22 protein-coding genes and 1 other RNA gene are annotated in these 25,920 nt (G+C 47.5%); 12 read left to right on the top strand and 11 right to left on the bottom strand.

Annotation, left to right across the window (positions count from 1 at the left end; all coding sequences use genetic code 11):
* Positions 1-106: 106 nt before the first annotated feature.
* From L2713_RS13710 to L2713_RS13700, 3 genes are all read right to left on the bottom strand, one after another.
* Complete coding sequence (locus tag L2713_RS13710; RefSeq protein WP_248968266.1) at positions 107-2,743, bottom strand: TonB-dependent receptor; 2,637 nt, start codon at positions 2,741-2,743, stop codon at positions 107-109.
* A 339-nt stretch (positions 2,744-3,082) separates the two neighbouring features.
* Complete coding sequence (locus tag L2713_RS13705; protein ID WP_248968265.1) at positions 3,083-4,291, bottom strand: porin; 1,209 nt, start codon at positions 4,289-4,291, stop codon at positions 3,083-3,085.
* Positions 4,292-4,511: 220 nt separating this feature from the next.
* Entirely contained in the window at positions 4,512-6,944 is a 2,433-nt protein-coding gene (locus L2713_RS13700; RefSeq protein WP_248968322.1) for a DNA polymerase II, read from the bottom strand.
* Between the two features lie 140 nt (positions 6,945-7,084).
* On the opposite strand from L2713_RS13700, the gene dinG reads away from it, so the two are divergent.
* From dinG to L2713_RS13670, 6 genes are read left to right on the top strand one after another with little or no spacing between them, the layout of a single operon-like run.
* Entirely contained in the window at positions 7,085-9,157 is a 2,073-nt protein-coding gene (gene dinG / locus L2713_RS13695) for an ATP-dependent DNA helicase DinG (protein WP_248968264.1), read from the top strand.
* Positions 9,158-9,166: 9 nt separating this feature from the next.
* A complete protein-coding gene (locus L2713_RS13690) occupies positions 9,167-9,940 on the top strand; it encodes a sulfite exporter TauE/SafE family protein (RefSeq protein ID WP_248968263.1) in 774 nt (257 codons plus the stop codon).
* Positions 9,931-10,599 carry a primosomal replication protein gene (locus L2713_RS13685; RefSeq protein WP_176370290.1) on the top strand — a complete coding sequence of 223 codons (669 nt, stop codon included), beginning with the start codon at positions 9,931-9,933 and terminating at the stop codon, positions 10,597-10,599. Before L2713_RS13690 ends, L2713_RS13685 begins: the two co-directional genes overlap by 10 nt.
* A gap of 9 nt (positions 10,600-10,608) precedes the next feature.
* The gene (locus L2713_RS13680) at positions 10,609-11,301 is read left to right on the top strand and encodes a DUF2057 domain-containing protein (RefSeq protein ID WP_089067509.1); all 693 of its coding nucleotides are present in this window, start codon (positions 10,609-10,611) and stop codon (positions 11,299-11,301) included.
* Positions 11,302-11,306: 5 nt separating this feature from the next.
* Positions 11,307-12,209 carry a histone deacetylase family protein gene (locus tag L2713_RS13675; RefSeq protein WP_248968262.1) on the top strand — a complete coding sequence of 301 codons (903 nt, stop codon included), beginning with the start codon at positions 11,307-11,309 and terminating at the stop codon, positions 12,207-12,209.
* A 33-nt stretch (positions 12,210-12,242) separates the two neighbouring features.
* A complete protein-coding gene (locus L2713_RS13670) occupies positions 12,243-12,530 on the top strand; it encodes a late competence development ComFB family protein (protein ID WP_011623229.1) in 288 nt (95 codons plus the stop codon).
* A gap of 150 nt (positions 12,531-12,680) precedes the next feature.
* Here the strand turns inward: L2713_RS13670 and ffs are convergent.
* From ffs to pspA, 8 genes are all read right to left on the bottom strand, one after another.
* Positions 12,681-12,778, bottom strand: an RNA gene (gene ffs, locus L2713_RS13665) — signal recognition particle sRNA small type.
* Positions 12,779-13,003: 225 nt separating this feature from the next.
* The gene (locus L2713_RS13660; RefSeq protein WP_248968261.1) at positions 13,004-13,369 is read right to left on the bottom strand and encodes a ComEA family DNA-binding protein; all 366 of its coding nucleotides are present in this window, start codon (positions 13,367-13,369) and stop codon (positions 13,004-13,006) included.
* Between the two features lie 231 nt (positions 13,370-13,600).
* Positions 13,601-14,794: a methionine gamma-lyase gene (gene megL, locus L2713_RS13655; RefSeq protein ID WP_248968260.1), complete on the bottom strand. Its 1,194-nt coding sequence runs from the start codon at positions 14,792-14,794 to the stop codon at positions 13,601-13,603.
* A 318-nt stretch (positions 14,795-15,112) separates the two neighbouring features.
* Positions 15,113-16,315 carry a TIGR01620 family protein gene (locus L2713_RS13650; RefSeq protein ID WP_248968259.1) on the bottom strand — a complete coding sequence of 401 codons (1,203 nt, stop codon included), beginning with the start codon at positions 16,313-16,315 and terminating at the stop codon, positions 15,113-15,115.
* Positions 16,312-17,772, bottom strand: coding sequence for a YcjX family GTP-binding protein (locus L2713_RS13645; RefSeq protein ID WP_248968258.1), 1,461 nt, complete (start codon positions 17,770-17,772; stop codon positions 16,312-16,314). Before L2713_RS13645 ends, L2713_RS13650 begins: the two co-directional genes overlap by 4 nt.
* A 94-nt stretch (positions 17,773-17,866) precedes the next feature.
* Positions 17,867-18,253: an envelope stress response membrane protein PspC gene (gene pspC, locus L2713_RS13640; protein WP_011623234.1), complete on the bottom strand. Its 387-nt coding sequence runs from the start codon at positions 18,251-18,253 to the stop codon at positions 17,867-17,869.
* Entirely contained in the window at positions 18,240-18,479 is a 240-nt protein-coding gene (pspB, locus tag L2713_RS13635; protein WP_089067504.1) for an envelope stress response membrane protein PspB, read from the bottom strand. The genes pspC and pspB overlap by 14 nt, the downstream gene beginning before the upstream one ends.
* 18 nt (positions 18,480-18,497) lie before the next feature.
* Positions 18,498-19,181: a phage shock protein PspA gene (gene pspA, locus L2713_RS13630; protein WP_248968257.1), complete on the bottom strand. Its 684-nt coding sequence runs from the start codon at positions 19,179-19,181 to the stop codon at positions 18,498-18,500.
* Between the two features lie 177 nt (positions 19,182-19,358).
* Here pspA and pspF point away from each other — a divergent pair, with 177 nt between their 5' ends.
* From pspF to L2713_RS13600, 6 genes are all read left to right on the top strand, one after another.
* Positions 19,359-20,447, top strand: coding sequence for a phage shock protein operon transcriptional activator (gene pspF / locus L2713_RS13625; RefSeq protein ID WP_248968256.1), 1,089 nt, complete (start codon positions 19,359-19,361; stop codon positions 20,445-20,447).
* Between the two features lie 69 nt (positions 20,448-20,516).
* Complete coding sequence (locus tag L2713_RS13620; protein ID WP_248968255.1) at positions 20,517-22,142, top strand: ABC transporter substrate-binding protein; 1,626 nt, start codon at positions 20,517-20,519, stop codon at positions 22,140-22,142.
* Positions 22,142-23,173: an ABC transporter permease gene (locus L2713_RS13615; RefSeq protein WP_011623239.1), complete on the top strand. Its 1,032-nt coding sequence runs from the start codon at positions 22,142-22,144 to the stop codon at positions 23,171-23,173. Before L2713_RS13620 ends, L2713_RS13615 begins: the two co-directional genes overlap by 1 nt.
* On the top strand, positions 23,160-24,050 hold the full coding sequence (locus tag L2713_RS13610) for an ABC transporter permease subunit (RefSeq protein WP_011623240.1): 891 nt from the start codon (positions 23,160-23,162) through the stop codon (positions 24,048-24,050). Before L2713_RS13615 ends, L2713_RS13610 begins: the two co-directional genes overlap by 14 nt.
* Positions 24,051-24,053: 3 nt before the next feature.
* Complete coding sequence (locus L2713_RS13605) at positions 24,054-25,061, top strand: peptide ABC transporter ATP-binding protein (RefSeq protein WP_011623241.1); 1,008 nt, start codon at positions 24,054-24,056, stop codon at positions 25,059-25,061.
* Positions 25,042-25,827, top strand: a complete 786-nt coding sequence (locus L2713_RS13600; protein ID WP_011623242.1) for a peptide ABC transporter ATP-binding protein — start codon at positions 25,042-25,044, stop codon at positions 25,825-25,827. The genes L2713_RS13605 and L2713_RS13600 overlap by 20 nt, the downstream gene beginning before the upstream one ends.
* Positions 25,828-25,920: the final 93 nt, after the last annotated feature.

Here is a 25,920-nt window from a genome sequence, read left to right as displayed (position 1 = left end):
AAAAACAACCTAAAATAAGACATCTAACTGGATTATGGTACTAATTGTTGCAACATCATGAATAATAAGACCCCAAGTAAACTTGGGGTCTTCGTCAGGCTAACGCTTAGAACTTCATACTTGCACGAACAAAGAAGTAACGGCCTAACACATCATAAGTGTAAGGGTCAGTATTCGAATCATTGTTACCAGTATAGTAAGGAGGTTCTTTATCAAAGAGGTTGTTAATACCACCTGATAAACGAATATTATTCGTTAAATCATATGAACCTGATAGGTCATGGTAAACAACACTACCTACTGATGGAGCATAACACTTAGACTCTTTACCAATACACGCGAATGAGTCCATGCCATCAATATAACGAGCTTCGTAAGTGAAGCTCCAGTCATCGGCTGTCGCGGTGAGATTGATATTACTCTTAAGTTTCGCATATGCTCCAGCACCACCCGTAATATAGCCACGGTAATCTACAGCTACACCATCAGGATCGAACTCTTCGTAATTAGTTAGAATTGAAGTATCCCAACCCACTTTCCAATCAAGTCCTAAAGCATCAAATGCGTAGGCAACGTTGATATCGTAACCAGAAGTGTTGGTAGCACCAATGTTCTGTAATCCGTTATCGAACTTGATACGACCACTGTTATCGATTTGGATATTTGAAGATTGGCACAGTGCTGTGCCTGTATTGATAAGATTGCCCGTTGCATCCAAACATTGGTTCGCAATGTAGTTGTTATCAACGGAAGTAATAGTGTTTGAAATCTCAATATCGTAGTAGTCAACTGTCATCGACAGCCCTTCTACGAAGCTTGGAGAGTAAACTAAACCTACTGTAGTAATATCAGCTTCTTCTGGTGTGAGTAATGGGTTACCGCCCACAGTTACTTCAGCTTGGTCTTGCTCAGTTGCAGGATGAACAATTTGTTCAAATGACGGAGACTTACCGCCATATAATTCATCGACAGTTGGTGCTCGGAATGCAGTAGATAAACCACCACGTAACATTAAGTCATCGTATACACGCCAAGTTAAGCCCAGCTTCCATGTGGTATCATCACCAAATGTGCTGTAATCAAAGTAACGCATTGCGGCACTAAGATCTAATTGCTGCACTAAAGGAATGTTACTCAGTAATGGAATGGCTAATTCCGCATAAACTTCATTTACGCTGAAATCTCCACTTGTTGGTTCTACACGAGGATCATTCGCGAGTCCTTGTGCCGTCAAAGAGTCAGGAGTGAACTTTGCAGCCTCTTTACGATTTTCATAACCAGCAGCAAATCCCATCATACCTGCAGGCAATTCAACAATATCGCCCGACAAAGTTGCTGCAACGATATCCAACTCACTACCACCACTGTTAACTTCAGTGTAGATATATGGAGCAATGCTCTCACCCTGCCATGAAGATTGGAGGAATGGATCAAATTTACCTTCCAAAACAGCAGCGTTTATTGAGCCTAAGTTATGTAAGTTTGCTAGAGTATCGACAGAATCGTTGCGACCCTTGTTGTATGATGCATCCCAGCTCCAGCCGTTTTCGAACTCACCTTCAACACCAACAACGATACGAACAGTATCAACAACTTGATTAAAGTCACGGGTACCAGATTCTACCATTCTGCGACCATAAGCTAACTCTTCACCAGGTTTAATCCAAGGTAGTAAGTCATCGGTCATCCAGCCACCGGCTGAAATAGGGTCGTAAACCCAAGCATCATTATTCCAAATTGGCTGAGGTGCCATTTGTTGGTTAGACCAACGCTTGGAGTACATAGCTTCGGTAAAGAAGCGAGTGTTTTCAGTCAGCTCATAAGTACCAGCAACAGTTAAATTTAGGCGATCCATTGGTGTGAATAAATAACTGTCTTTTGCGTAATTATAAGCATCATTTGCAGTGACATATTCATGGTAAGTACCGCCAAGGCCACTTAAACTGGCCGTATCGCCCCAAATATGACCGCCTTGAGAATAACCACTACCACCGCAATACAGGCTAATCTTTCCATTTGCATCCGGTTTAGTTTCAGTTACAGGACAATCAGAGAATCCGCGGTCAGCTTGGCTAGCTTCACCACGCTTGGTATATTGAGCACCGAAAACAAGGTTACCTTTATCAAAGGTATTTCCCAATGTCATATCGATCGTTGTTTCGTCCGCATCACCTTCTGCAGAGATCCCTGTTTGAACGTTGACTTCAAAGCCCTCAAAGTCTCTCTTAAGAATAACGTTTACCACGCCAGCGATAGCATCAGTACCATAGATAGCGGAAGCCCCATCTTTAAGGACTTCAACGCGTTGAATCATCGAAACAGGAATAGTGTTAAGGTCCACACTTGAAGCTGCTCCCGTACCTGATGCAATCATACGGCGACCGTTAACAAGCACTAAAGTACGGTTAGTACCTAAACCCCTTAAGTTAATACGAGTATTACCGCCCGAACCGTTATTGATACCAGCGTTGGTCATTGCACCACCCGCTGATGTCATTTTTTGTAAAACTTCATCCACTGAAATTGCGCCAGATGAAATGATTGCCGAGGCATCAATTACGCTCACAGGGCTAGCAGTTTCCATATCGGCACGTTTAATACGCGAGCCAGTTACTGCAATACGTTCAACTTTTGCTCCATCTTCCTCTGCGGCAAAAGTGAAAGGTGCATTTAATACCGTAGCAGTCATCCCACCAATTAGTGCTAAGCGCACTGATTTGGCCAGTAAGTTATTCTTATGCATTGTCTATCTCCCGATACATATTGTTTCTTATTATTTATGTGCTGGTCTTATGAGCAGCTTCATACAGGAGCACTTCGAACAATTACGGAGTACTCAGCGGACTCAATAGAACCATACGGTTAACATTAAATCAACACAAAACAAACCAACAAAAAACATTAAGCTCAATAATTAAACAATTAAGATTTACCTTAACTACACTCTTGTGGAATGCATAAGCTATTGGAGAACTCACAGTCTGAGATAAACTTGAATAATTAAAACAAAAAACGCCAGTCATTGCTGACTGGCGTTTTTGTTAACTTTTCGTTATCTATTTTTTAGATATACAGCTGAAGCTTAAAGCGTATAGCGGATACCAATGGCGATGCCGTCATCTTCTGATAATGACATTCTTGCTTCTTGTGCTTTGTCGGCGCTGGTGAAGTCGCTGTAGTCTTTACGTGCTTCAACATACAGAACCGTGTTTGGATCCCAAACAAAGTGTAAACCAACAACTACAAACTGACGTTTGAACACATCGTTCGGATCGGCGTTAAAGTTTGGTTGAATAACATAGTCTTTACCGGCATCCAGAATGTTATAAGAAACAAATGGACGTAAACCGTTATCAAACTTGTAAGAAACTAAGGTTTCAACACCGTAGGCATCTTTAATCAAACGGCCGATGTTGTCGGTATCATGGTTCTCTTCTTTGTGAACGTTGGCGGCAGCATATAAGCCATTCTTGTCGAAGTCGCCCCAGGTCGCGCCCACACCGTAGATTAAATCAACAGCGGTTTTTTGTTCACCTGTACCATAGGCCACATCAAACTCACCACGGTTCATGCCTGCCATTAAGCTGAGTTTATCGGTGGCTTTGTAAGTCAAAGACGCACCATAGGTGTAATCGTAGGTAACTTGCTGCGCTTCTTTCTTACCAGCGTTCCATTCCGCTTCACAGGCACTCTCAGTAATGTTTTCGATATCACAGGTATAGAAACTGCTGTTTTTTAATTGCGCCTGAACCGCGAAGCTCACATCACCAAAACTGTTACGGTATTGAACAACTTTATCACCCCGACCAACGCCGTTTACCGCGCCGTCGTCTTTGTTGAAGGTGTAAACACCTGCAGAGTTACCATCCCACACAAAACCGTAGTTTGTGTTGTATACCACGTCATACCAAGCACCCCATTGTTTACCAATAGTGATAGTGCCGTATTCATCGTGGCTGATGCCTGCGTAGCCTAGACGGTTGTAGAAGAACTCGTCCTGCACCGATTCGAAACGGTTGTTATAGACAATGTCGCTGCTGCCAACAGGGTTCACGCCCCATTCCAACTTGGCAAATGCGTTCCAACCATTGGTTAACTCACGGCTGAAACCAAAATTAATTCGAGAAGCACCATTAACAACTTCAGTTTCACCTTGGGTATTGATTACGCGCACATCAATAAAGCCACCGATTTCTACCGCATTTTTATCGTCTTTGTAGATTTCGATTGCTGATACTGTTGGCGCGAGAAAGAGTGCTGCTAGCGCAGTTGCTACTAACGTTTTGTTCATTTGGTGCTTAACCTTTTCGTTTATGTTTTATCAACGTCATTCCGTTGTTATATTTCCTTACAATTTCCCGGTGAGAGTAGCAAATTTTCATTCCACTCTCCAAGCGAAACCTAAAGATTATGTAGAGAAACATCACAAAAACAGCGTGTTTAACCTCTATAAAACAGGTTAAAACACTACAAAGACCCGCAAATAAAACACAAAACACACAATGGCAACACTAAATTAACAGCAACTGTTTAGAGGCAATGTTCGTGTAATTTAATTTCATTATTGAAAAGACAGGCTCTGCAATAGGGCCAATTTGCTTATCTATGTAGTATTGATAATCAATTGTAGACGATCTATGCGAAACCGGTTCAGGACCGTTTACAGTAATCACATAATCAATCTGTGCCCCTCGCTTGCCAAAGGATGCCTTTCCTGTTAATTCACAAAGCTGGCGCGCGACTTTCACATGGGGAGAAGATTTGGCCGTGTATTCATCTAAATTACGGCGCATGCGTTTGCTAAATACCAGCTCATCATCGCGTTTACCTGCCAGCAGCTCAGCAATCACATCCGTTAAATAGCCACTAATATCCCTTTGGTTAAACATGCGCTCATAGAGTTCAGCCTGCACCTTACGCGCCAAGGGGCTCCAATCACTGCGAACCTGCTCCATCCCCTTAAAAGTGATTTCCAGCGCGCCATTTCGATTGCGCCAAGCACCGACATAACGCTTCTTACTGCCCTCCTCCGAGCCCCGCAGAGTCGGCATAAAAAACTGCTCGTAGTGGCGCTCAAACTGTAGTTCGAGAAAACTTTCTAGCTGAAACTCCTGCGCAATTTTACTTTGCCATTGCTGATTCATTCGCGCGGCAATCTGCTTACCTAAGGCATTAATATCACTGAGATCTGGCTCTGGGCCTAAATAAACGAAGGTGGAGTCGGTATCTCCATAAATGACTTGGTAGCCCATGTCCTCAATCCACGCGCGAGTTTGCTTCATGATTTGATGACCGCGCATGGTGATGGAGCTTGCCAGTTTCGCATCATGGAACACGCAGCCTTGGGAGCCTAAAACCCCATAGAGCGAATTCATAATGATTTTAATCGCTTGCGATAAAGGCGCATTCGCCTCCCGCTTGGCTTTTTCGCGTTGTTCTGAGAGATTTTGGATAAGTTTTGGCAGGATCGGTTGATGTCGGTTAAACCGCGCGCCCAAAAAACCGGCAACGGTTTCAGACTCATCTAATGCCGATCCCTCCTCATCATCCAAGCCTTCAATCAAGCCCTTAGGATCAATTAAAAAAGTCCGGATAATCGATGGGTAAAGGCTTTTAAAGTCAAACACTAAAATATGTTGATAAAAACCCGGGACAGAATCCATTACATAACCACCAGGGCTTTCTATCCCTTGGCTAGCAGGCTGTGCGGGCGCGACGAAGCCTGCCCTATGTAAATGCGGTAGATACAAATGGTTGAATGCGGCGACCGAGGCACCTACACGCCCCAGTTCTAACCCCGTTAATTCGGCGCGAGCGAGGGCAAAATCCCACAATTGAGTATGTTCAAAAATATCCCACACTAAGCGACTATCGGTCAGATTATAATGTGCAAGCCCTTGTTTATTTTCGGCAAATAGCGCATCAATCTCTTGCGCTCGATTTTCTACATCATGAATCGCTTTGCCTTCACCGAGTAGCGTTTGGGCGACAAACTCCAAAGAGAAGCGCTCGAATTGATAAAAGGCCGCCTTTAACCAATCGATACCATCGAGCACCACTCGCCCAGGCAAACTTAAGGTTTCAGGCCGAAATTTATTCTCCACCTTCCACTCGAGAAGCGCGCCACCGCGGCCGATACGCAGCGGGATCCGGTGCAGCAACGCACGCCGATATAACAAGGCCAAATCAAAGGTCACCACAGACCAACCAATGATCACATCGGGATCAAACTCAGTAAACCAAGCGATGAGACGATGGATAAGCGCCGCCTCATCGCTCACCCATTCGATGTAGATTGCAGCATCAGGCTGCGGCTCCCCCACCATAATGACTTTTTCATAGGGCTGAGATTGCGCATCGTGTCCATAAAGAGCCACGGAATAGAGTAATCCTTCAAAACTGCATTCAAAATCGAGGGAAATTGAACGCAATTTTATTTCCGGCTGCGGTGCAACAGCTTTCGCGCGTATAGCGCTAAAAATGGGCAATTGTTCATCTATGCCAGCGTTGCTGACAAAATGCCCTAAAAATGCCACATCGAGCGCCACAAAACGTTCGATTAAAAAACGCTGCTCTGGACGGATATCCGCCTCAAATAAGGGAATGCCAGCATCCGTCGCTATCCGCTGTAAATGACGAAACACACTGCTCGACTTGGCATAAATCGCCGCCACGGATTGTCTTTTAAAGCTTTTAAGTGCAAGCGGTACACAGCGCAGTGCCTGCCCCGGTGTTTGTAACTGCAATGCAGCCATATCGCTTTGATGACAAAAACAAATGTACTCAGAGCCAGGTAACTCCACCAGCACAGGGCCTGAAACGGTGGCGAGATAATACTGCAGCACAAGCGTTGCACCGCGCGTAATAGCATGGCGCGTGAGGACGCGTCCCTGTACACTCACAGGCGCAGCCGTTTCAGGCGTCAGACTCTCGGGGGGATTCAACTGCGGTTTCACTCTAAGGCTCTCGCTGCTTATTGATTCTCGGGACACAGAATAAAATTGCCATAAAATGGCAGAAAAGTTTCTTAGGCTATGCAATCACTGTTATTATGTACAGCATTAATTCGATAAAGTAGTGCCGCATGTTACCTGACAACGTAAAAAACCAGATCCGCGCTATCTATAAAGAGATTGCCGCCGCTTTGCCTAATTTTAGGCCACGCCGCGAGCAAAATTTTATGGTAGCAGAAATCTCTAAGACTCTTGCTGGCGACTATGACAAAGATAGACGCATCATAGTAGTCGAAGCGGGTACGGGGATTGGTAAATCATTGTCTTATATTTTGGGCACGATTCCGCTTGCACTTGCGAGTAAGAAAAAGGTCTGTATTGCTACGGCAACCGTGGCGCTGCAGGAGCAGTTGCTGCACAAAGACTTACCGTTTTTTCTCGAACAATCAGGGCTAAACTTTCGCTTTGGTCTGGTCAAAGGGCGCCAGCGTTATGTCTGTTTGTCCAAGCTTGCCATGCTGATCGGCGATGATAACAGTACCCAAATGGCCATGTGGCAAACAAAGCCAGATAACAGCCAAATTGCCATGTTGCAGGAGCTGCTCAGCGACTTTAATGAAGGCCGCTGGAACGGTGAAATCGATACGCTATCGACACCGATACCGGACCATCTCTGGCAACAAATCGCCTGCGATAAACACAGTTGTCATCGGCAACTCGCCAGCCATCGTAATTGCCCGTTTCACAAGGCCCGCGAGGATGTGGATACTTGGGATGTACTGATCGCCAACCATAGTTTGCTGTTCGCCGACTTAGAGCTGGGCGGCGGGGTGATTTTGCCCGATCCCGAAGACGTTTTTTACGTCATTGACGAAGCTCACCACTTACCAATTGTCGCACGGGACTTTTCTAGCGCACAGGCAACGCTTAGAGGCGCCGCCGACTGGCTAGAAAAAGTCGGTAAGACCAGCGCCAAATTACAAAATCAGATAAAGAGCAACAATATCATCGCCCCAGCGCAGGCGATGCAGGATCATATCGGAGACTTAATCGCTCAGCTCAATCAAGTCGCCCACTTCTGTGATACCCAGACCAAGCAGTTTGCTAATCCTGAGAGCCGCTATCGGTTCGAACACGGCAAATTGCCCGATGCACTGAAAATCCCCGCCGAGAATCTCGCGGCCACCTCCAATCTTGCCCTCAAGCAATTTAACAAGATGCAGTTATTGCTGGCCGAGGCGATCAAAGATGGCGACATTCCTAAGCACCAAGCGGAAGCGCTACAGGCCGAAATGGGCTTTATGTTGCAGCGACTCGAAAACCTGCAAAAGCTCTGGAAAATGATGGCAAAGGAAGATTCCACTAAAGGCGCGCCCCTCGCCCGCTGGATTGAATTGCTCACGGGCAAACAGGTCGATTACTTGTTTAGCGCCTCGCCGATTGAAGTCGGTTTTATGCTCGAATCTATGCTGTGGCAAAAGGCGGCTGGCGTCGTACTGTGCAGCGCAACCCTGAGGGCGCTGAATAACTTCGACCATTTCGCCCATCAAGTGGGATTATCGGTAAAGGACGGCAGTCGTTATCTCGCCCTGCAATCCCCCTTCGATTATCCGAATAACGCCACGCTCTACTTACCTAAGATGAAAACCGAGCCGACGGACGATGCCTATACCGCAGAGCTTGCCGAACAGATTTTGGAGCTGATTGAAGGCGAAATGGCCACTTTAGTGTTGTTTGCATCTTACTGGCAAATGGAGAAAGTGGCCGAATTGCTCGAGGGCAAACTCACGCAGGAAATCCTTATTCAAGGTAATGCCCCGCGCCAGCAATTGCTTGAGACCCACAAAGCCAAGTGTGACAAAGGTGAGCCGAGTATTTTGTTCGGCACAGGCAGTTTTTCTGAAGGTCTCGACTTACCCGGAGATTACCTCACCAACCTCATCGTCACTAAGCTGCCCTTTGCGGTGCCGACGTCACCCGTTGAGCAAGCCCATGCCGAGTATGTGAAAATAAAGGGCGGAAATCCGTTTCTGCAACTCACCATTCCAGATGCATCGCGAAAGCTTATCCAAAGTTGTGGTAGATTACTGCGTAAAGAGCAGGATTATGGCCGAGTCACTATCCTTGATAGACGATTAGTGACCAAACGTTACGGCAAATCCTTGCTAGACGCTCTGCCCCCCTTTAGACGAGTCATTGAGTAGGATTAAGATTTGGAGTTGTTACTCGAACCCAGTAACTGGGCCCTGTTGGCTGTCATTGGCTTAATTGCAGGTTTTATCGATGCCGTAGTCGGTGGTGGAGGCCTGCTCTCCATTCCTGCCCTGCTCACCCTCGGGATCCCGCCCCACACCGCCTTGGGTACCAATAAATTTGCCGCCAGTTTTGGCTCCTCCATGGCGGCTTGGACCTATTATCGCCAACATCTGCTCAAACCCAGTTTTTGGTATATGGCGTTTATCGCCACCTTTATTGGTGCAGTACTCGGCAGTGTGTTGGTGTACTTGTTAAATGCACAGTGGCTTGAAAAAGCCTTACCACTGCTCATTATTGGCATCGCGATATACAGCTTGCTGAGCCCAAATGCCATCTCGGATACCGATTGTCAGGCACCAACAAAAGCTCAATCTAAACTCAAACAAAGTCTGCAAGGGCTCCTGCTGGGTGGTTATGATGGTTTTGCCGGCCCTGGCATTGGCGCTTTTTGGACTGTAAGTTCAGGCGCTTTGTACAAATTACCGCTGTTGCATAGCTGCGCGCTTGCCAGAGCCATGACCTTTACCAGTAACTTGACGGCGCTAGCGATCTTTGGCTTTCTTGGGCAAGTCCATTGGCAAATCGGCCTATGGATGGGGCTATGTATGATGCTCGGCTCCTTTATCGGCGCCCGCTGCGCGATAAAATTTGGTATGCCTTTTATTCGACCTTTGTTTATATTAATTGTCCTATCAATTGCCGCTAATCTGGCGTGGAGCGCATGGTTTTGAACACTTCGCAGCTAATCAGCACGTTGAAAAATCAGCTCACAACGCTTGAGCAAGAAGTACTGCAACACGACAGTCATCTTGCGCCGAGCCAGCGTAAACTTCTGCAGGATATTGAGCGCTTTAATCAGTCGCTGTTTATTCAAAATGGCGCCCAGCTGATGCCTTGCATTGAACAAATTCGTAATAGTATCGGTCAGTTAGAAAAGCAAATCGCTCTAAAACTCGCGCCGCAAACCATCGCCTTAAGCTGTGAACGTATTCAAGACCGTTTTACCGCGGTTAAACGGGCGCTACTGACGACCTCAATCGATATAAAGTCTAAAAATCAACAACGTGCCAGTAAACGTGCGCGTTTTGCCCAACAACAGACCCAATCGCACCAAGCCAGTGGGTTTGCTTGGATTGCCAGCAATGTGTTACAAAATAGCCACGAAATCTATGCCGAATTGAATAAGCATCTGAATTGGGCTAAGAAATTTGAACAAAAAATTGCAGAAATGGAATCAAAACTTGAAAACTGTCATAGTGCTGACAAAATCCGTTTGCAAAATGACATCCTTTTGATGCATCGTCGTTTGGGTAAATGCAGGCAAGCCATCAGTTATATCGAAGATCGCATTCAAGCATTCGAACGTCCGCATCAGAGTCATAATCGTTAAGGAGCAACAATGAAATCACTTTTGCCAATCAGCAGCCTGCTAGTGCTACTCGGCTCTGCCTCAGCCTTTGCCGCAGATCTGAATATCCCTATGTCCTTCGAATACCTTGCCCTCGACGGCAAAAAAGTCGAGTCCAGCGTATTCAACCATAAAAGCAGCTTAGAGTTGGCGCCCGGCACTCACAAAATCGCGATCCGTTACCATGAAATGGTTGAAGACGATTTCAGTGACAGCCAAACCTTCGTTAAGTCATCCCCTTTTATCGTGACCTTAGAAGTGGACGGCGATCATCAATATTATTTGCAAGCCGCTGAGGGCAAGGTCGTTAAAAAGCCTAAAACCTTCGCTCAAAATCCTCAGGTCGTATTAACCCGCTCTGACAAAGGTCAGGTGAATTACAAAGTGACAAACACCGACATTGAAGAAGAGAGCTTTGTCTCTCGTCTCTTTAGCGGTAACCAAGCGGTAGATGTGTCAGGTACTGCCGCCGCTGCAACGGGCGCAGCAGGCACCGCGGCGGTTGTTGCCACGCCAGCCCCTACTTCGGCCCAGGCAGCTGTGAACGCCACCTCATTAACCGCTCCGGTTGATACTTCTAAAGCGGCGGGCGCGAACCCACAACAGATGTTGCAATACTGGTGGTTACAAGCCGATGAGAAAACACGTAAAGAGTTTATGAGCTGGGCTATTTCACAGCTCTAATCAAGATGATCCCATTGGTTTATCACGCCAGCTACTCCAAGCTGGCGTTACCCTCCCACCACCGCTTTCCCACGACCAAATACGCACGCCTTTATCAGTATCTGCTCGATAATCAACTGGCTGTACCGGCTCAATTCCATACTCCCTCGCCGATGACGGCAGAAGATGTAATGCAGGTGCATCAGCAAGATTATGTCGAACAATTTATCCAAGGCAGCTTAGCCAGTACGGCCTTAAGACGCATCGGCTTTCCATGGAGTGAAGCCTTAGTCGAGCGCACTTTGCACTCGGTATCGGGGACGAGTTTGACCGCGCATTTAGCCTTGCAAACGGGTATCGCCCTTCACTTAACGGGCGGTTATCACCATGCACACTATGACTTTGGCAGCGGCTACTGTATTTTCAACGACTTGATTATCGCCGCCCGTAAACTAATGGCCGAGCAGCAATTACATAAGGTACTGATTTTTGACTGTGACGTGCATCAAGGTGATGGCACCGCTACCCTCAGCCACAGGCATCAAGGCATTATCAGTTGCTCCATCCACTGCAAAGAGAATTTCCCCAGCCGTAAACAGCAGTCACACTATGATATTGAACTGACGAAAGGTGCAGATGACCGCGCTTATCAGGAAACCATCGAACAGACTCTTGAGTTGTTGATTCGACTCCATCAACCAGATCTCATCCTGTATGACGCTGGTGTCGATATTCATCAAGATGATGACTTAGGGCACCTAAAGATCAGCAAGCAGGGATTGTATCAACGTGATTTAACCGTGTTATCTATGGCAAAAGCAGCAAATATTCCTGTTGCGGCGGTAATTGGCGGCGGCTACAGCCGAGACGAACTACAATTAAGCCAAAGACATAGCCAACTTTTTATTGCAGCCAACCATTTGTGGTAGCAAACTCAATAAAAATCACCATGGAGCACAGCGATGCAACTCGAAATCCGTAACTATTACGAAGTTCTCTTAATGGAAATGTTATCCGATGAAGGCCTGATGGATGAATTGCCGGAGGATTATTTAGCCGATCTCTGCTGTGTGACCCTCAATCAACTGCCCGTGCGCTATATTCGTCACCTAGTTGACACCTATTTCTTCGAAGATTACAACGAGTTGCAAGAGCTCAAACGAGAAATCCAAGCCGCATTAGAGAAATCACGCGCCTTTCTTAAACAGAATCTACAAAAAAGAATGCAGCAGGAAGAAGCCGACAGCTAAGTCATGCGAAATTGGCATAGCTACATCGATTTTCGATAGGCTTTTTCGAGTAAATTTAGCTGTGTTGCTAAATGCTAAGTAGAGCAGTTATTGCTAATAGCTGAGTTAAAGATAAAGAAGATTGGAAAATGATGGTGATAATTGGAGGTTCCCCTAGAGCCGACACCCCGGCACACGAGTCGCTTGCTGCGGTTGCTCCCTTCCGGGCCTGGCCGAGTTCACAAGTTATCATTGCGGGGGGACCCTAGGGTCACCATAACTTCGAGTGTATCACTTGGTGGATGATCACTGAACGACGCGGATTATCCCCCATGGCTCCTATGGGATCAAGTGCTAATCCGTCCGTTTGGCAAATATCCGGTTTAACTGGACAATCTATAGGCAAACTAGCCAAGTAAAAATGATAAAAGCCTGCTAATGCAGGCTTTTTCTTATAAGGGCTCCAGCACCAAGAGTCAGGATGCGCCTTATCCCTAGAGCTTAATCATATGGCGATTTTGCTCAATCAGCTTAGCACCAATGCCTGAGACATTGGCCAACTCATCAATGGCCTTAAATTTACCATTCTGCGTTCGATAGTCTATGATGGCCTGCGCCTTGGCCGCCCCAATGCCCTTGAGCATTTGTAACTGCTCAGACGAGGCGGTATTGATATTCACCTGAGCCGAATCAGGCATGGCTTGCTTAGCATCCATTGCCATACTTTTAGCATCGGTCTTAGCTTGAGTTTGTACTTTACTGGCTTCTTTAACGGGATCGGCCGCCATCGCAGGTAGTGCAAACAGGGCTGAAAAGACAATGGCGCTCATCATTGCGGGTAAACGGTGTGTTACTTTCATAATGCTTCCTCTCTCCTTGAAATTCGGCCTTTCGTCCTACTTCCGTGGCCGTCAATCAAACATAGACGAAGCTTTTATGAATTTCCAAACGGCTCAATACAAATATTGCGAATCGCTAACATAACCCCAATCTTTGCCGGTAGTATTGTTGGTGATGTGGCACACAATACGTCGTGCTATAAAACAAAAAGGATGCCATAAGGGCATCCTTTTACTAAACCTCGTAGAGCCTTATGCCAGCATGGTCAAGGCTTGGTTTAAATCCTCGATGATATCGTCACAATCCTCTAAACCGATTGAGATCCGCAGTAAATTATCACTTATCCCCGCGGCCTGGCGCGCCTCTGGCGTGTAGGGCGAATGGGTCATGGAAGCAGGGTGCTGAATAAGGGATTCCGCATCCCCCAGACTCACGGCGATTGAAAACAGCTTAAGGTAACCCACAAAAGCCATGGCTTGTTCAAGAGAGGCGGCTAACTCAAAGGCAATCACGCCACCAGCCCGCGCCATCTGTCCACCGATAAATCGATGCCCTGAATGGGATTTAAGCCCGGGATAATACACCCGAGTCACCGCAGGATGTTGCTCCAAAAACTCGGCAACACGCTGGGCACTGTCACAATGGCGCTGCAAACGTACATCTAAGGTTTTCAGCCCGCGCAAAATCAGCCAAGCATCGTGGGGAGACATGACGGCACCGATATCTTTTAGAATTTCATATTTCACTCTGTGCAGCTGTTCTTCACTGCCACACACGACGCCGGCAATCACATCGCCATGCCCATTCAAATACTTAGTCGCACTGTGTACCACTAAATCGATGCCGAATGCTAAGGGTTGCTGCAGCAGCGGCGTCATAAAAGTATTATCGACAATGCTGACAAGCTGATGCCGTTTCGCAATATCGGCGATACCTTTGAGATCAAACACCTGTAGATGAGGATTAACCGGAGTTTCGCAAAAAATCACCCGAGTGTTGGGTTTGATGGCCCGCTCAATGGCCGCTAAATCGGTAAAATCGACTAAGGTGACTTCGATACCGAAGCGGGCAAATTGGCTGGTCATAAGGGCAAAGGTGCAGCCATAAACCGCATTGGAAGCCACTAAATGATCGCCCATCTGGAGGTTAGCCAACAGCGCCGCCGATACGGCCCCCATGCCAGAAGCCGTTGCTGCCGCCGCTTCTGCCCCTTCTAAAATCGCCATTTTACGTTCCAGCTCGGCAACTGTCGGGTTACCTAGGCGAGTATAAATATAACCGGGTTCGTTGCCAGCGAATCGCTCACCACCTTGCTGCGCCGACTCAAAGACAAAGGTCGCCGTTTGATAAAGTGGCGTCACCAAAGTACCAAAGGCTTCGCGCTCATGCCCGGCATGAATGGCTTGGGTTGCGGCTTTCCACTGCTTACTTGATTCATCTTGCATTGCTCACTCCTTGTTGTTGCAAAGCCTCATTCGCTTGTTGTGTCATTGTTCGTTTTAATGAGGCCATGCTTAGCGTCTTGATAAGTCCTATTGATAAGTTAATGAAACATTAGCCCTATCGAATAAGCACTAACATACCCCGCCGAGCGGGTGAAACCAGTGCCATGGTGAAAATAGCATCAGAGGCGCTGTAACTAAGTTGTTACATTCAGAGGTTTGGGGCAGAAAATCTGCGATAAAAAATGCGCTAATGACAGGGTCATTAGCGCATTAGCATTTAGCCTAAAGTGCAGTCGCGGTGTTGCGCACTCGGCTAGGTTATTTCTCTTTGGGTGTTGAGCCTGTTTTAAGCTCAGCAGCCTCTAATTGGCTCTTAAGCGCATCGCGCCCGTCTTTAGTCAATAACTTACCGGCAAACTGTTTAAGCTCAATCAACAACTCTTGATGAACTTTCGATAATTTGGGGCGCTGCTCCTCCCTAAACTGAATTGGTCGACACAACGCCATGGCTTGATATCCTAAGCGCGCCGTGAGCAGCCCGCCACCTAAGCCTTGGGCGAGCCGTGCGGATAATTTCCCCGTCATCTCAACCGACAGCAGTTGGGTCCCCAAATCGGTAACTAGCTCGCTGGTACCGGCATAGATGATGTTAATGATGATGCTGCGAATGAGTTTAATCCGGCTCCAATAGCCTAACTCTATTCCATAACAGGCGGCGACATCCCGCAGCATGCGTTGGTTACGCCAAAGAATAATGGCCATATCCAATGCCGCCAGCGGACTCGCGGCAAGCAACACGGCTGACTCGGCCGCGTATCGACGGACGATTTTTTTCGCCAGTTCATCCCGCTCAGTAAGCACTAAGTCCTCAAATAACAGCACTTTTTCAGCATCGTTATGTTCATCTTTGAGCGACTGACGCAGCCGCTGTAGCCCCTGACTATCGGGATAATGGCGCACTATGTTATTGATAAAACCATCGGCCTCGCCCATTTGCATACTGAGCGCAAGCCTTGCGCCAGACTCTTGCGTATCGGCAACCTGCTTGAGGCGTTTTAATTTACGGTATTCGCCCAAGGCTCCAACCATCGCCCAACTGCCGACTAAACCGAGTACGGCGCCATAAAAGCTAAATAACCAAGGGCTTGCCAACCAAGCGTCCCGCAAACCTAATCCCGTTTGTACTAAAACCAGTAGCAATAACCCAAAAACGGAAAAGCGCGCCAGCCAAGACCAACGGCGAGATTGATGCAGTTTTGGCTGAATGGATGACACATCCAGTGCTTGCGGATGGGCCGCTAAGGCATCATCGACAACCTCATCCACCGCTTTTAAGGGTGTCTGTGGTGCAAAAGCTTGGGCACTCTTAAGCTCATCAGATGTTGACTGAAGTTTGACCTTATCAGAATCAAATACTTGTTGTTTTTTGAGCGGTTGGCTTCCAAGTGTATTTTCAGACATTGGCTTATCGAGCCCGTTTGTCTCTGACTCACTTGAAGGTGGTAACGAATCTAAACTCATTCCAATTTATCCCCCACGAGATACTGCAGAAGGTGATCGAGACGGATATGGTCAAAATGCACCGAAGATGGGTCCACATTGCTGTTATTCGGCGGAGCAAATCCCATAAAATGAAACCCTTGGTCGCGCCAAAAGTTGGGCTCGGGTAAGCGAGTGGGCACTTCGCCGGGAAAAAGCGTCAGGGCTTGGCCGTTCAATCCAATCCCCTGCACGACTTCCACATCGCCTTCTTGAGTGGTTACCATGCCATGACGCGTCGCCTTAATGGCACTAATGGCCATAGTCTCGACTTTACAACCATCGAAACTGGCAAAATGTTGGCTGTGTTTGAGCATATCGGTGAGCAGAGATAACACATGACTTTGTTGGTCCCGCGTCACATGGTCAACCTTACTGGCGGCAAATAATAATCTGTCTATCCGCGGCGCAAACAATCGGCGTAAGTAACTGGATTGACCGTATTGGAAACTCTCCATAATGGCATTTAACGCGGCGCCCATATCCTCAAACTGGGTTTTGCCACGGTTTAAGGCACTGAAGCAATCTACCAGCACTAACTGGCGATCAAACCCCGCAAAATGCTGTTTATAGAAAGGTTTAACTACCTTGGCCACGTATTCTTGGTAGCGTTTTTCTAGGACATGAAAGGCACTGTGTTTATCGCTTTGTTTAAACTCGCTCCATTGATTGTCGGTCACCGATAACAGCGGAAAAAACGCCAGCAGCGGCGCGCCTTCCCATTCCCCTGGTAATAACATTCGTCCGGGTTGCGCCTGATAATAACCCTGCACATGCACTAAATCGTGCAAGAGTTGCTGATACTGATCGGCAATGTGTTTAAGCTGCAGCTCATCGGCCGCCTCGGTTAAATTGAGCGCACTTAACGAAGTTTGAAACTCAGCATATAAGGGCGAGCTTTTTAACACTGCGACACGTTGTTGCTGCGCGCTGCACCACTCGATAAAGCTTTGACGCAGCATAGGTAAATCTAATAGCCACTCGCCGGGATAATCGACAATATCTAAATACAGCGTTGCGGTATCGGCAAACTTGGCTAGCAGCCCCTTCTGCGGCTGATATTTGATGGCTAAGCGCAGCTCCGAAATCGTACGGGTCGATGCTGGCCAAGTCGGAGGCGTCGAAGTAAGCGCTAACATTGCGCCCTGATAATCGAAGCTGGCAATTTCAAGATCCGGCTGCATTGCCCGCTTCACCCCGAGCAAACGTTGCTCACGGCTTACTTGCCATAGGGGCAAGGTATTTCCATGGCGGGAATGGGATACCTGAGAAGCCGCGCCACTATTGAGTAGTTGGTTGACTAATCCGGTAATAAATGCGGTTTTGCCCGCCCCCGATAACCCTGTTACCGCGAGTCGTAAATGCCTGTCAGCCGTTCTATGGAGCAGGGATTGGCTCTTCTGAGTTAATTTATGGAGCGAAACGTCAAGCATTCCCATAAGGATGTCCCTAAATGTTGAATGAGGTTAACTATACACTGGAATTGACGGGAGATTAAGCAACAAGGGCGGACATGGCCGCCCTTTAGAGGGATTACAAGCTATTGATTTGTCTTTTTAAATCAAAGTTATCAGATGTTACATGGCGTTCAAGGTTTTGCAGTCTCACCTCTAGGCTTCTAAATTGCCTGCTCACATCGCTCAGCGCTTGTTTAGCAGGCTCTCCCGATTGCCAAGGTTTCTTCTTCACCTCGATGTCATCCCTAACAGTGCTATTTTGGGGTTTGATGTCGAGTATCACCCATAACGCAACATAGATGATAAACACGACGCCCGAACCACCTAATAGGAAGATAGAAACCGCAAGTACCCGCACTAACCATGTTTCAATTGCAAAGTATTCGGCTATCCCCGCACACACACCTGCGACTTTACCTGACTGGGGAATGCGATACAAAGTACGGCCACTAGTTCCTCTCATGTTTGCCCCTCCATTCAGGCGATTCTGTATCCAGAATAGCCTCTAAGGTTTCGATGCGTGCAGCCATCTTATCGGCTTTAGCAATCAAATCATTGAGCTGTGAAAACTCTTCCTCAGTGAGTCCCTGGCTCACTTGTCGCTTACTGCGATAATGAAGAACTAACCATATTGGCGCCACCACTATCATAAAGATGATAATCGGTGCCATTAGTATGTCCATATCCATAACTCACCTCTGAAATTGTTATTCTTTTGACTTAGTTGTGGCTTTGCCTTTCACTTTAGCCTTCAATGCTTCCAGTTCGGCATTCACTGAATCTTCGGCTTCCAGCGCGGCAAACTCATCGGCTAAGGTCTTTTTATTACCCAGATCGTAAGATTCAACCTGCGCTTCTAACCCTTCGACACGGCGCTCATATTGCTCAAATTTCAGCATAGCGTTGTCGATTTTGCTTGAGTCTAACTGCTTCTTCACTTCTAAACGTGATGAGGCGGTTTGTTTACGCAAAATAATGGTCTTTTGGCGCGCCTTAGCATCCAGCAACTTTTCTTGCAGCAGGCTAACTTCATCCTTTAAGCGCACAATGTGCTCGTCGATCACGGCCAACTCTTGGTTTAAGGTATCCACTAAACCCGCGGCTTTTTGTTTTTCAACTAAAGCTGCCTTGGCTAAATCTTCGCGGTCCTTTGAAAGGGCCAGTTCAGCTTTGTCTTGCCAATCCTGAACTTGTTCTTCAACACGGTTGATACGACGGATTAATTCTTTCTTTTCAGCTAACACTTTTGCTGACGTTGAACGAACTTCTACCAGTGTATCTTCCATCTCTTGAATAATCAGACGAACCATTTTTTCAGGGTCTTCTGCTTTATCGAGTAATGCGCTGATATTGGAGTTAATGATATCGGCGAAACGAGAGAAAATTCCCATAATGCTATCCTCAAATTGATGTTGGTCTCGCTTAGGGTAATACACTAAGTGTGCCAACTTTTATTTTATGTTTAAATTCATAAAGATAAACATATTTTTAACTTTTTCTTTATTTTATGGCTCAAGCCACTTATTATCATTTTCACCAAAATTTAGCGCGAAAGACTAAAAAATATCGTGGATAATAAATTTCAGCAAGACAACCTCATCGGCCAATCGAACGCCCTACTCGAAGTATTAGAGCATGTGTCGCAGATTGCACCGCTCTCTAAACCTGTGCTCATTATTGGGGAACGGGGTACGGGGAAAGAGCTGATTGCTGAACGCTTACATTATCTGTCTAAACGCTGGGATCAAAGTTTTATTAAGCTAAATTGTTCATCTTTGAGTGAAAATTTGCTCGAGAGTGAATTATTCGGCCATGAGTCAGGTGCCTTTACTGGCGCCAAAGGCAAACACGAAGGCCGTTTTGAGCGCGCCGACGGTGGCACCCTATTCCTCGATGAGCTAGCCAACACCTCGGGACTAATTCAAGAAAAACTGCTGCGGGTCATCGAATATGGTGAGTTTGAACGGGTCGGCGGCAGTAAAACTATTCAAGCGGATGTGCGCCTGATTTGCGCCGCAAACGAAGATTTACCCTCACTGGCTGACGCCGGCGAATTTAGGGCCGACTTGCTCGACCGCTTAGCATTCGATGTGATCACCTTGCCGCCTCTGCGTTGTCGCCCCGAAGATATCATGACCTTAGCCGAATACTTTGCCGTGGGCATGGCGAGGCAACTTAAGCTGGAACTCTTCAGTGGCTTCAGTGCCAGCGCGGTCGAACAGCTGATGAGCCATGACTGGCCGGGAAATATCCGTGAACTTAAAAACGTGGTCGAGCGCAGTGTGTATCGCAGTAGCGGCGAAAACCGCCCTATTGAACAGATTATTCTCGACCCCTTTGCCTCTCCCTATCGCCCAACCACGCGAGTGCGGACACGCGAGCGTCAAATCACTACACCTGAAGTGCCACAGAGCTCGCCAGTGGTCACGTCGGCCAAAACCGATACTGACACGGCCGTCATTGCAGAGTCCATCAACAACCCATTTAGTTTTCCCTTGGACTTTAAAGAGCAAACCGAGCGTTATGAGATGGAGCTCATCCAACAAGCCTTATCGGCCAGTCAGTACAATCAAAAGAAGACGGCTGAAATCCTTGGTTTAAGCTATCACCAGCTGCGCGGCATTCTGAAAAAGTACAATTTGCTCGATAAAGCATAAGCAGATTGCCCACGGGCAAGATGCACTGCTAAAATAGCCGTTCATAGTCGATAAAATAATGATTTATAAATGAGTGTGCTAATAAGACGCCTGTGCCTATCAACTGCAGTTCTCTGCATGAGTGGGTTGTTGGTTGCATGTGGCCCCCAACGACTCCCTTCTGGTTTGGTCTATTGTTCCGAAGGGAATCCCGAGTCTTTTAATCCGCAGTTGGTGACCTCAGGCACCACTATCGACGCGACTTCACACCAAATTTATAGCCGCTTAGTGGACTATGACGCGCTCTCAGGCCAGCTCGTGCCCGCGCTGGCCACCAGTTGGGCCGAGAGTGACGATGGCTTAAGTTACCGTTTTACCCTCAGGGAAAATGTTAAGTTTCAACATTCCTCCCGTTTTACCCCGAGTCGCGATTTTAACGCCGACGATGTACTGTTTTCCTTCAATCGAATTATCGACAAACATCACCCTTACCATAGCGTATCACGTACCGGTTATCCCTTTTTCCAAAGTATTGGCTTTTCAGAACAAGTTAAAAGTGTCGAAAAAATCAATGACCACGAGGTTATCTTTCGACTAGCGCGCAAAGATGCGTCGTTTTTATCAAATCTTGCCACCGACTTTGCCGTTATCCTCTCGAGCGAATATGCCGAACAGCAACTGGCACTAGGGCACCCAGAAAATCTCGATCATTTCGCCATCGGCACAGGGCCTTTTACCTTAGTGCATTACGCCAAAAACGAATATATTCGCTATCGACGCAATCCCGACTTTTGGGGCGAGCCCGCCAAAGTCGATATGCTGGTGTACGATATCACCCCAAAAAGCACAGTCAGACTGGCCAAACTTATCGCTGGTGACTGCAGCGTATCGGCCCTGCCCAAAGCGGGTGAACTGCCCGTTATCAAGCAACATGAACAGCTGAGCATTGAGTCTCAACCTGGTCTTAACGTGGCCTTTTGGGCCTTTAACACGCAAAAGCCTCCTTTAGATGATGTACGCGTGCGCCGCGCCCTCGCCTATGCCGTGGATAAGCAAAATATCTTACGGGCCGTGTATCAAAATACCGCCATAGAAGCCATAGGTGTGTTGCCGCCAGCATCTTGGGCCTACGACAGCAATAAAAAACTGTTAGATTACAATCCGCAAAAAGCACGTGATTTGTTAAAAGAAGCGGGAATAAAACATCTCAGCATCGATATTTGGGCCATGCCTGTCGCCCGCGCTTACAACCCTAATGCGTTGAAAACCGCCGAGTTAATTCAATCTGACTTGTCCAATATCGGTGTAAAGGTCAATATCATCAGTTACGACTGGAGCGTCTTTAGCCAAAGATTGAGCCGAGATGAATATGACTCAGTCCTCATCGGCTGGAACGCCGATAACAGTGACCCCGATAACTTCTTTACGCCGTTGCTGAGTTGCTCGGCGATGCAATCAAACAACAACCGCTCTCGCTGGTGCAATAAAGAGTTTGATGCCATTCTAGACAGAGCGAGGGAAGTCTCGACGCAGGCCGAACGCAAGGAAATTTACCAAGAGGCCGAGGCCTTCTTAGCCGAGCAAGTGCCAATGTTGAGTCTGGCCCACGCCAAGCGAGTCGCACTCACTCGCAGCAATATCCATGATATGCAGTTAACCCCTTTTGGCGGCATCTCATTTGCCCGAACCAGCCAAGCTGAGCAGGAGACGCACTGATGTTCAGATACCTGTTACGGCGCCTCAATCTGTTTCTTGCCACTTCGCTAGTGATGGTCGGCGTGCTGTTTTATGCAACTGGGTTGTTTCCAGTTGAACGCACCTTCGCCCTCACAGGGATCCATGCACCGTCAGAGAGCCAACTGGTTCAAATTGAGCAGGACTATAAGTTAGATAGCAATAAAGCCATGCAGTTTATTGCTTATTTACAGCAAAGGCTGAGCGGCAATTTGGGCGTTTCCGTCACCTCGCACCAGAGCGTGGCAGAAGAGTTAAGCTCTGTACTACCGGCCTCCTTCGAACTGGCCGTCATGGCAGCTGTGATAGCCATTGGTTTAGGTGTGCCGCTGGGCGTGTTAGCCTCCCAGAGTCAACATAAACTCACCCAAAATACCATTATGGCGATTACCCTGACGGGCTATTCCGTTCCTGTATTCTGGTTAGGTTTGTACTTGTCACTCTGGTTTGGTGTCGACCTAGGCTGGCTGCCAATTTCAGGGCAACTCAATCTTTTATATGAGATAAAACCCGTTACTGGATTTATGTTGGTCGACATTTTGCTGTCTGATTCTGAATATCGCATATCTGCCTTTAAAGATGCCTTATTGCATATCGTTCTGCCCGCCACCACACTTGCAGTGCTACCTTTTACCGTGGTCGTACGCAGCACTCGCTCGGCAATGATGAATGTGATGAACCAAACCTTTATCCGCGCCGCCGAAGCCAGAGGCATGCACACCAATACCATTATTTTGCGCCACGCCTTACCCAACGCGCTGATCCCAGTATTAAAACACTTAGGGTTAATGCTCGGAGCATTTGCGAGCTATGCGATTGTTGTTGAAATGATTTTCTCTTGGCCGGGTGTGGGTTCTTGGTTGGTGTCGGGTATTTATCAGCGGGATTATACGGTTATCCAGGGCGGGATTTTAGCCGTAGCCTTGTTGATCATCTTTTTAAGTATTTTGATTGAAGTGCTGCATACCGTCTTCAATCCCTTGAGCAGAAAAGATCTTTATGCCTCCAATTAAAATTTATCAGGAAGATCAAATTGCCTCGCCCATGATGCGGGTCTGGCAGAATTTTTCGGCAAACCCCTTTGCCTTAGCGGGTCTGTGGACCATCGCTTTTCTGCTGCTGCTCACCCTGTTTGGACCTATGATTGCCCCCTTCTCCCCTGAGGCGCAAGATCCTCGCGCATTACTGTTGCCGCCCTCTTGGGACCCTTCGGGCACAGTGGCGCACTTTTTAGGCACCGACGATCTAGGCCGTGATATTTTTAGCCGCTTGCTGCATGGGGCACATTTAACCTTCGGCATGGCGCTGATGATTGTCGGCACCGCATTGTTTATGGGGTTCATCATAGGCTCGCTCTCCGGCATGATGCGCGGCTTAAAGTCCAGTATTTTGGGGCACTTGCTCGATGCACTACTGTCTATCCCTTCACTATTAATGGCGATTTTAGTGGTTGCCGTGATGGGGCCAGGGCTTGAAAACGTCTTCTGGGCTGTGGGCATTGCCTTAACGCCACAGTTTGTACGCTCCATTCATCAATCGGTACATGAAGAGCTACAAAAAGAATATGTGACTGCCGCCCGTTTAGACGGTGCCAATTCGCTGCAGATTTTTTGGTATGTGATCATGCCAAACGTCTGGGAAGTAGTGATTATTCAAACCACGTTAGCCATTTCTGCCGCGATTTTAGATATTGCCGCCCTTGGCTTTTTAAGCCTTGGCGCCCAAGCTCCCAGTCCTGAATGGGGTGCAATGGTCGCCCAAGGTATGGATAATTTGTTGACCGCACCTTGGACTGTGACCATTCCAGGACTGGCGATTCTTTTTAGTGTGCTCGCCATTAACTTGGTGGGCGATGGCTTGAGATCGGCGCTTGCGCCCATCAGAAACTAACCTATGCCATTACTCGACGTTAGAAACCTGACTATTGAGCTCGACACGCCCCACGGCAGAGTCCGCGCCCTTGAGAAAGTGAGTTTGACCCTGAACGCGGGGGAAATCCACGGTCTCGTGGGAGAATCAGGCTCGGGCCGCAGTCTGCTCGCTAGAGCCATTCTTGGGATCCCAGGCCCCAACTGGACCATTACCGCCGACCGCATGATGTGGGATGGTAACAATCTGATGGCCATGACCTCGAAGGAGCGCCGTAATCTGATGGGTTCAGATATGGCGATGATCTTCCAAGACCCATCAGGCAGTCTTGACCCTTCACAAACCGTGGGTAGTCAGCTGATGCAGGCCATGCCAAAAAATCCTAAGGCTTACTTTTGGCAAAAGCACAAACACGCCAAACAGACAGCACAAAAATGGCTACATAAGGTCGGGATTAAGAATCCACAAAAAGTCATGTCAAGCTACGCTTGGGAGCTTTCGGAAGGCGAATGCCAAAAAGTGATGATCGCGATGGCAATTGCCAACCAACCGCGATTATTGATCGCCGACGAACCAACAAACTCGATGGAGCTGAGCACTCAGGCACAGATTTTCCGCCTACTGTCACAGCTTAACCAGCTACAAAACGTGTCGATTTTAATCATCAGCCACGAGCTTGAAACCCTAGCACAATGGTGCGATCACCTATCCGTGCTCTATTGCGGTCAAGTGATGGAATCAGGTCCAACGGAAGAACTGATCAATCAGCCCTATCATCCTTACACTAAGGCACTCTTGGATAATATGCCAGATTACTCGGGGATAGAGGCGCACAAGGCGATTATGCCGACCCTGCCAGGCTCGGCCCCCGCCCTGCAACATCTGCCCATTGGTTGTCGCCTAGGGCCAAGATGCCCTGAGGCACAAAAAAAATGCGTTAATCAGCCAAGTTTGAGTCATTTACGAGACCGCTACTTTGCTTGCCATTTCCCTTACCACGGTGAAACGACGAATGACGACCCCACTGCTTAAAGTTAACGATCTCTTTAAGAGGTACGATACCGGCTATAAAGGTTTTACCCGCCAATATAACGATGCCTTAGCACCGGTTTCATTTGAATTAAACCGCGGCGAAACCTTAGCTATCGTGGGTGAAGCGGGCTCAGGTAAGAGTACGTTAGCGCGTATCTTGGTGGGCGCAGAACCCCGCAGCGGCGGTGAAATTTACTTTGAGGGCGAGGCCCTCGACAGCCGCAATATTAAGCAGCGCTGCCGTCTTATTCGGATGATTTTCCAAGACCCCAATACCTCACTCAACCCAAGATTGACGATTGGGCAATTACTGGACGAACCGCTGCGCTTTAACACTGAGTTATCCGCCAAGGAGCGTAATGGCCAAGTGATTGATACCTTGAGGAAGGTCGGTTTATTACCCGAGCATGCGGATTTTTATCCCCATATGATTTCCGAGGGTCAAAAACAGCGGGTTGCGGTGGCGCGGGCACTGATGCTCAATCCAAAAATCATCATCGCCGACGAAGCTTTAACCGCCTTGGATCTCTCGGTACGCTCACAGATCCTTAACCTGCTGCTTAAATTGCAGAAGGACTTAGGCTTGTCCTATATCTTCGTGTCCCATAACCTGAATATTATTCGCCATGTCAGCGATAAAATTATGGTGTTACACAAAGGCGTGATGGTTGAGAAAGCCCCAACAGAACAGATATTTAATTCGCCTCAGCACGAATATACCCAAAGGCTGATTCAGGAGCAGAGCCTGTTTGTTCATAAGCGTTAAACTGCTCCAACCACTTAAATATTCAGGCGAATTGGCTAAAAATAGATGCCATTTAGCCGCCGAAGTATTTATCCTATTGGTCATTTTGATAGA

It is taken from the genome of Shewanella seohaensis (assembly GCF_023283775.1).
GTDB classification, from domain to species: domain Bacteria; phylum Pseudomonadota; class Gammaproteobacteria; order Enterobacterales; family Shewanellaceae; genus Shewanella; species Shewanella seohaensis.
This window is presented reverse-complemented; position numbering and strand designations above follow the sequence as displayed.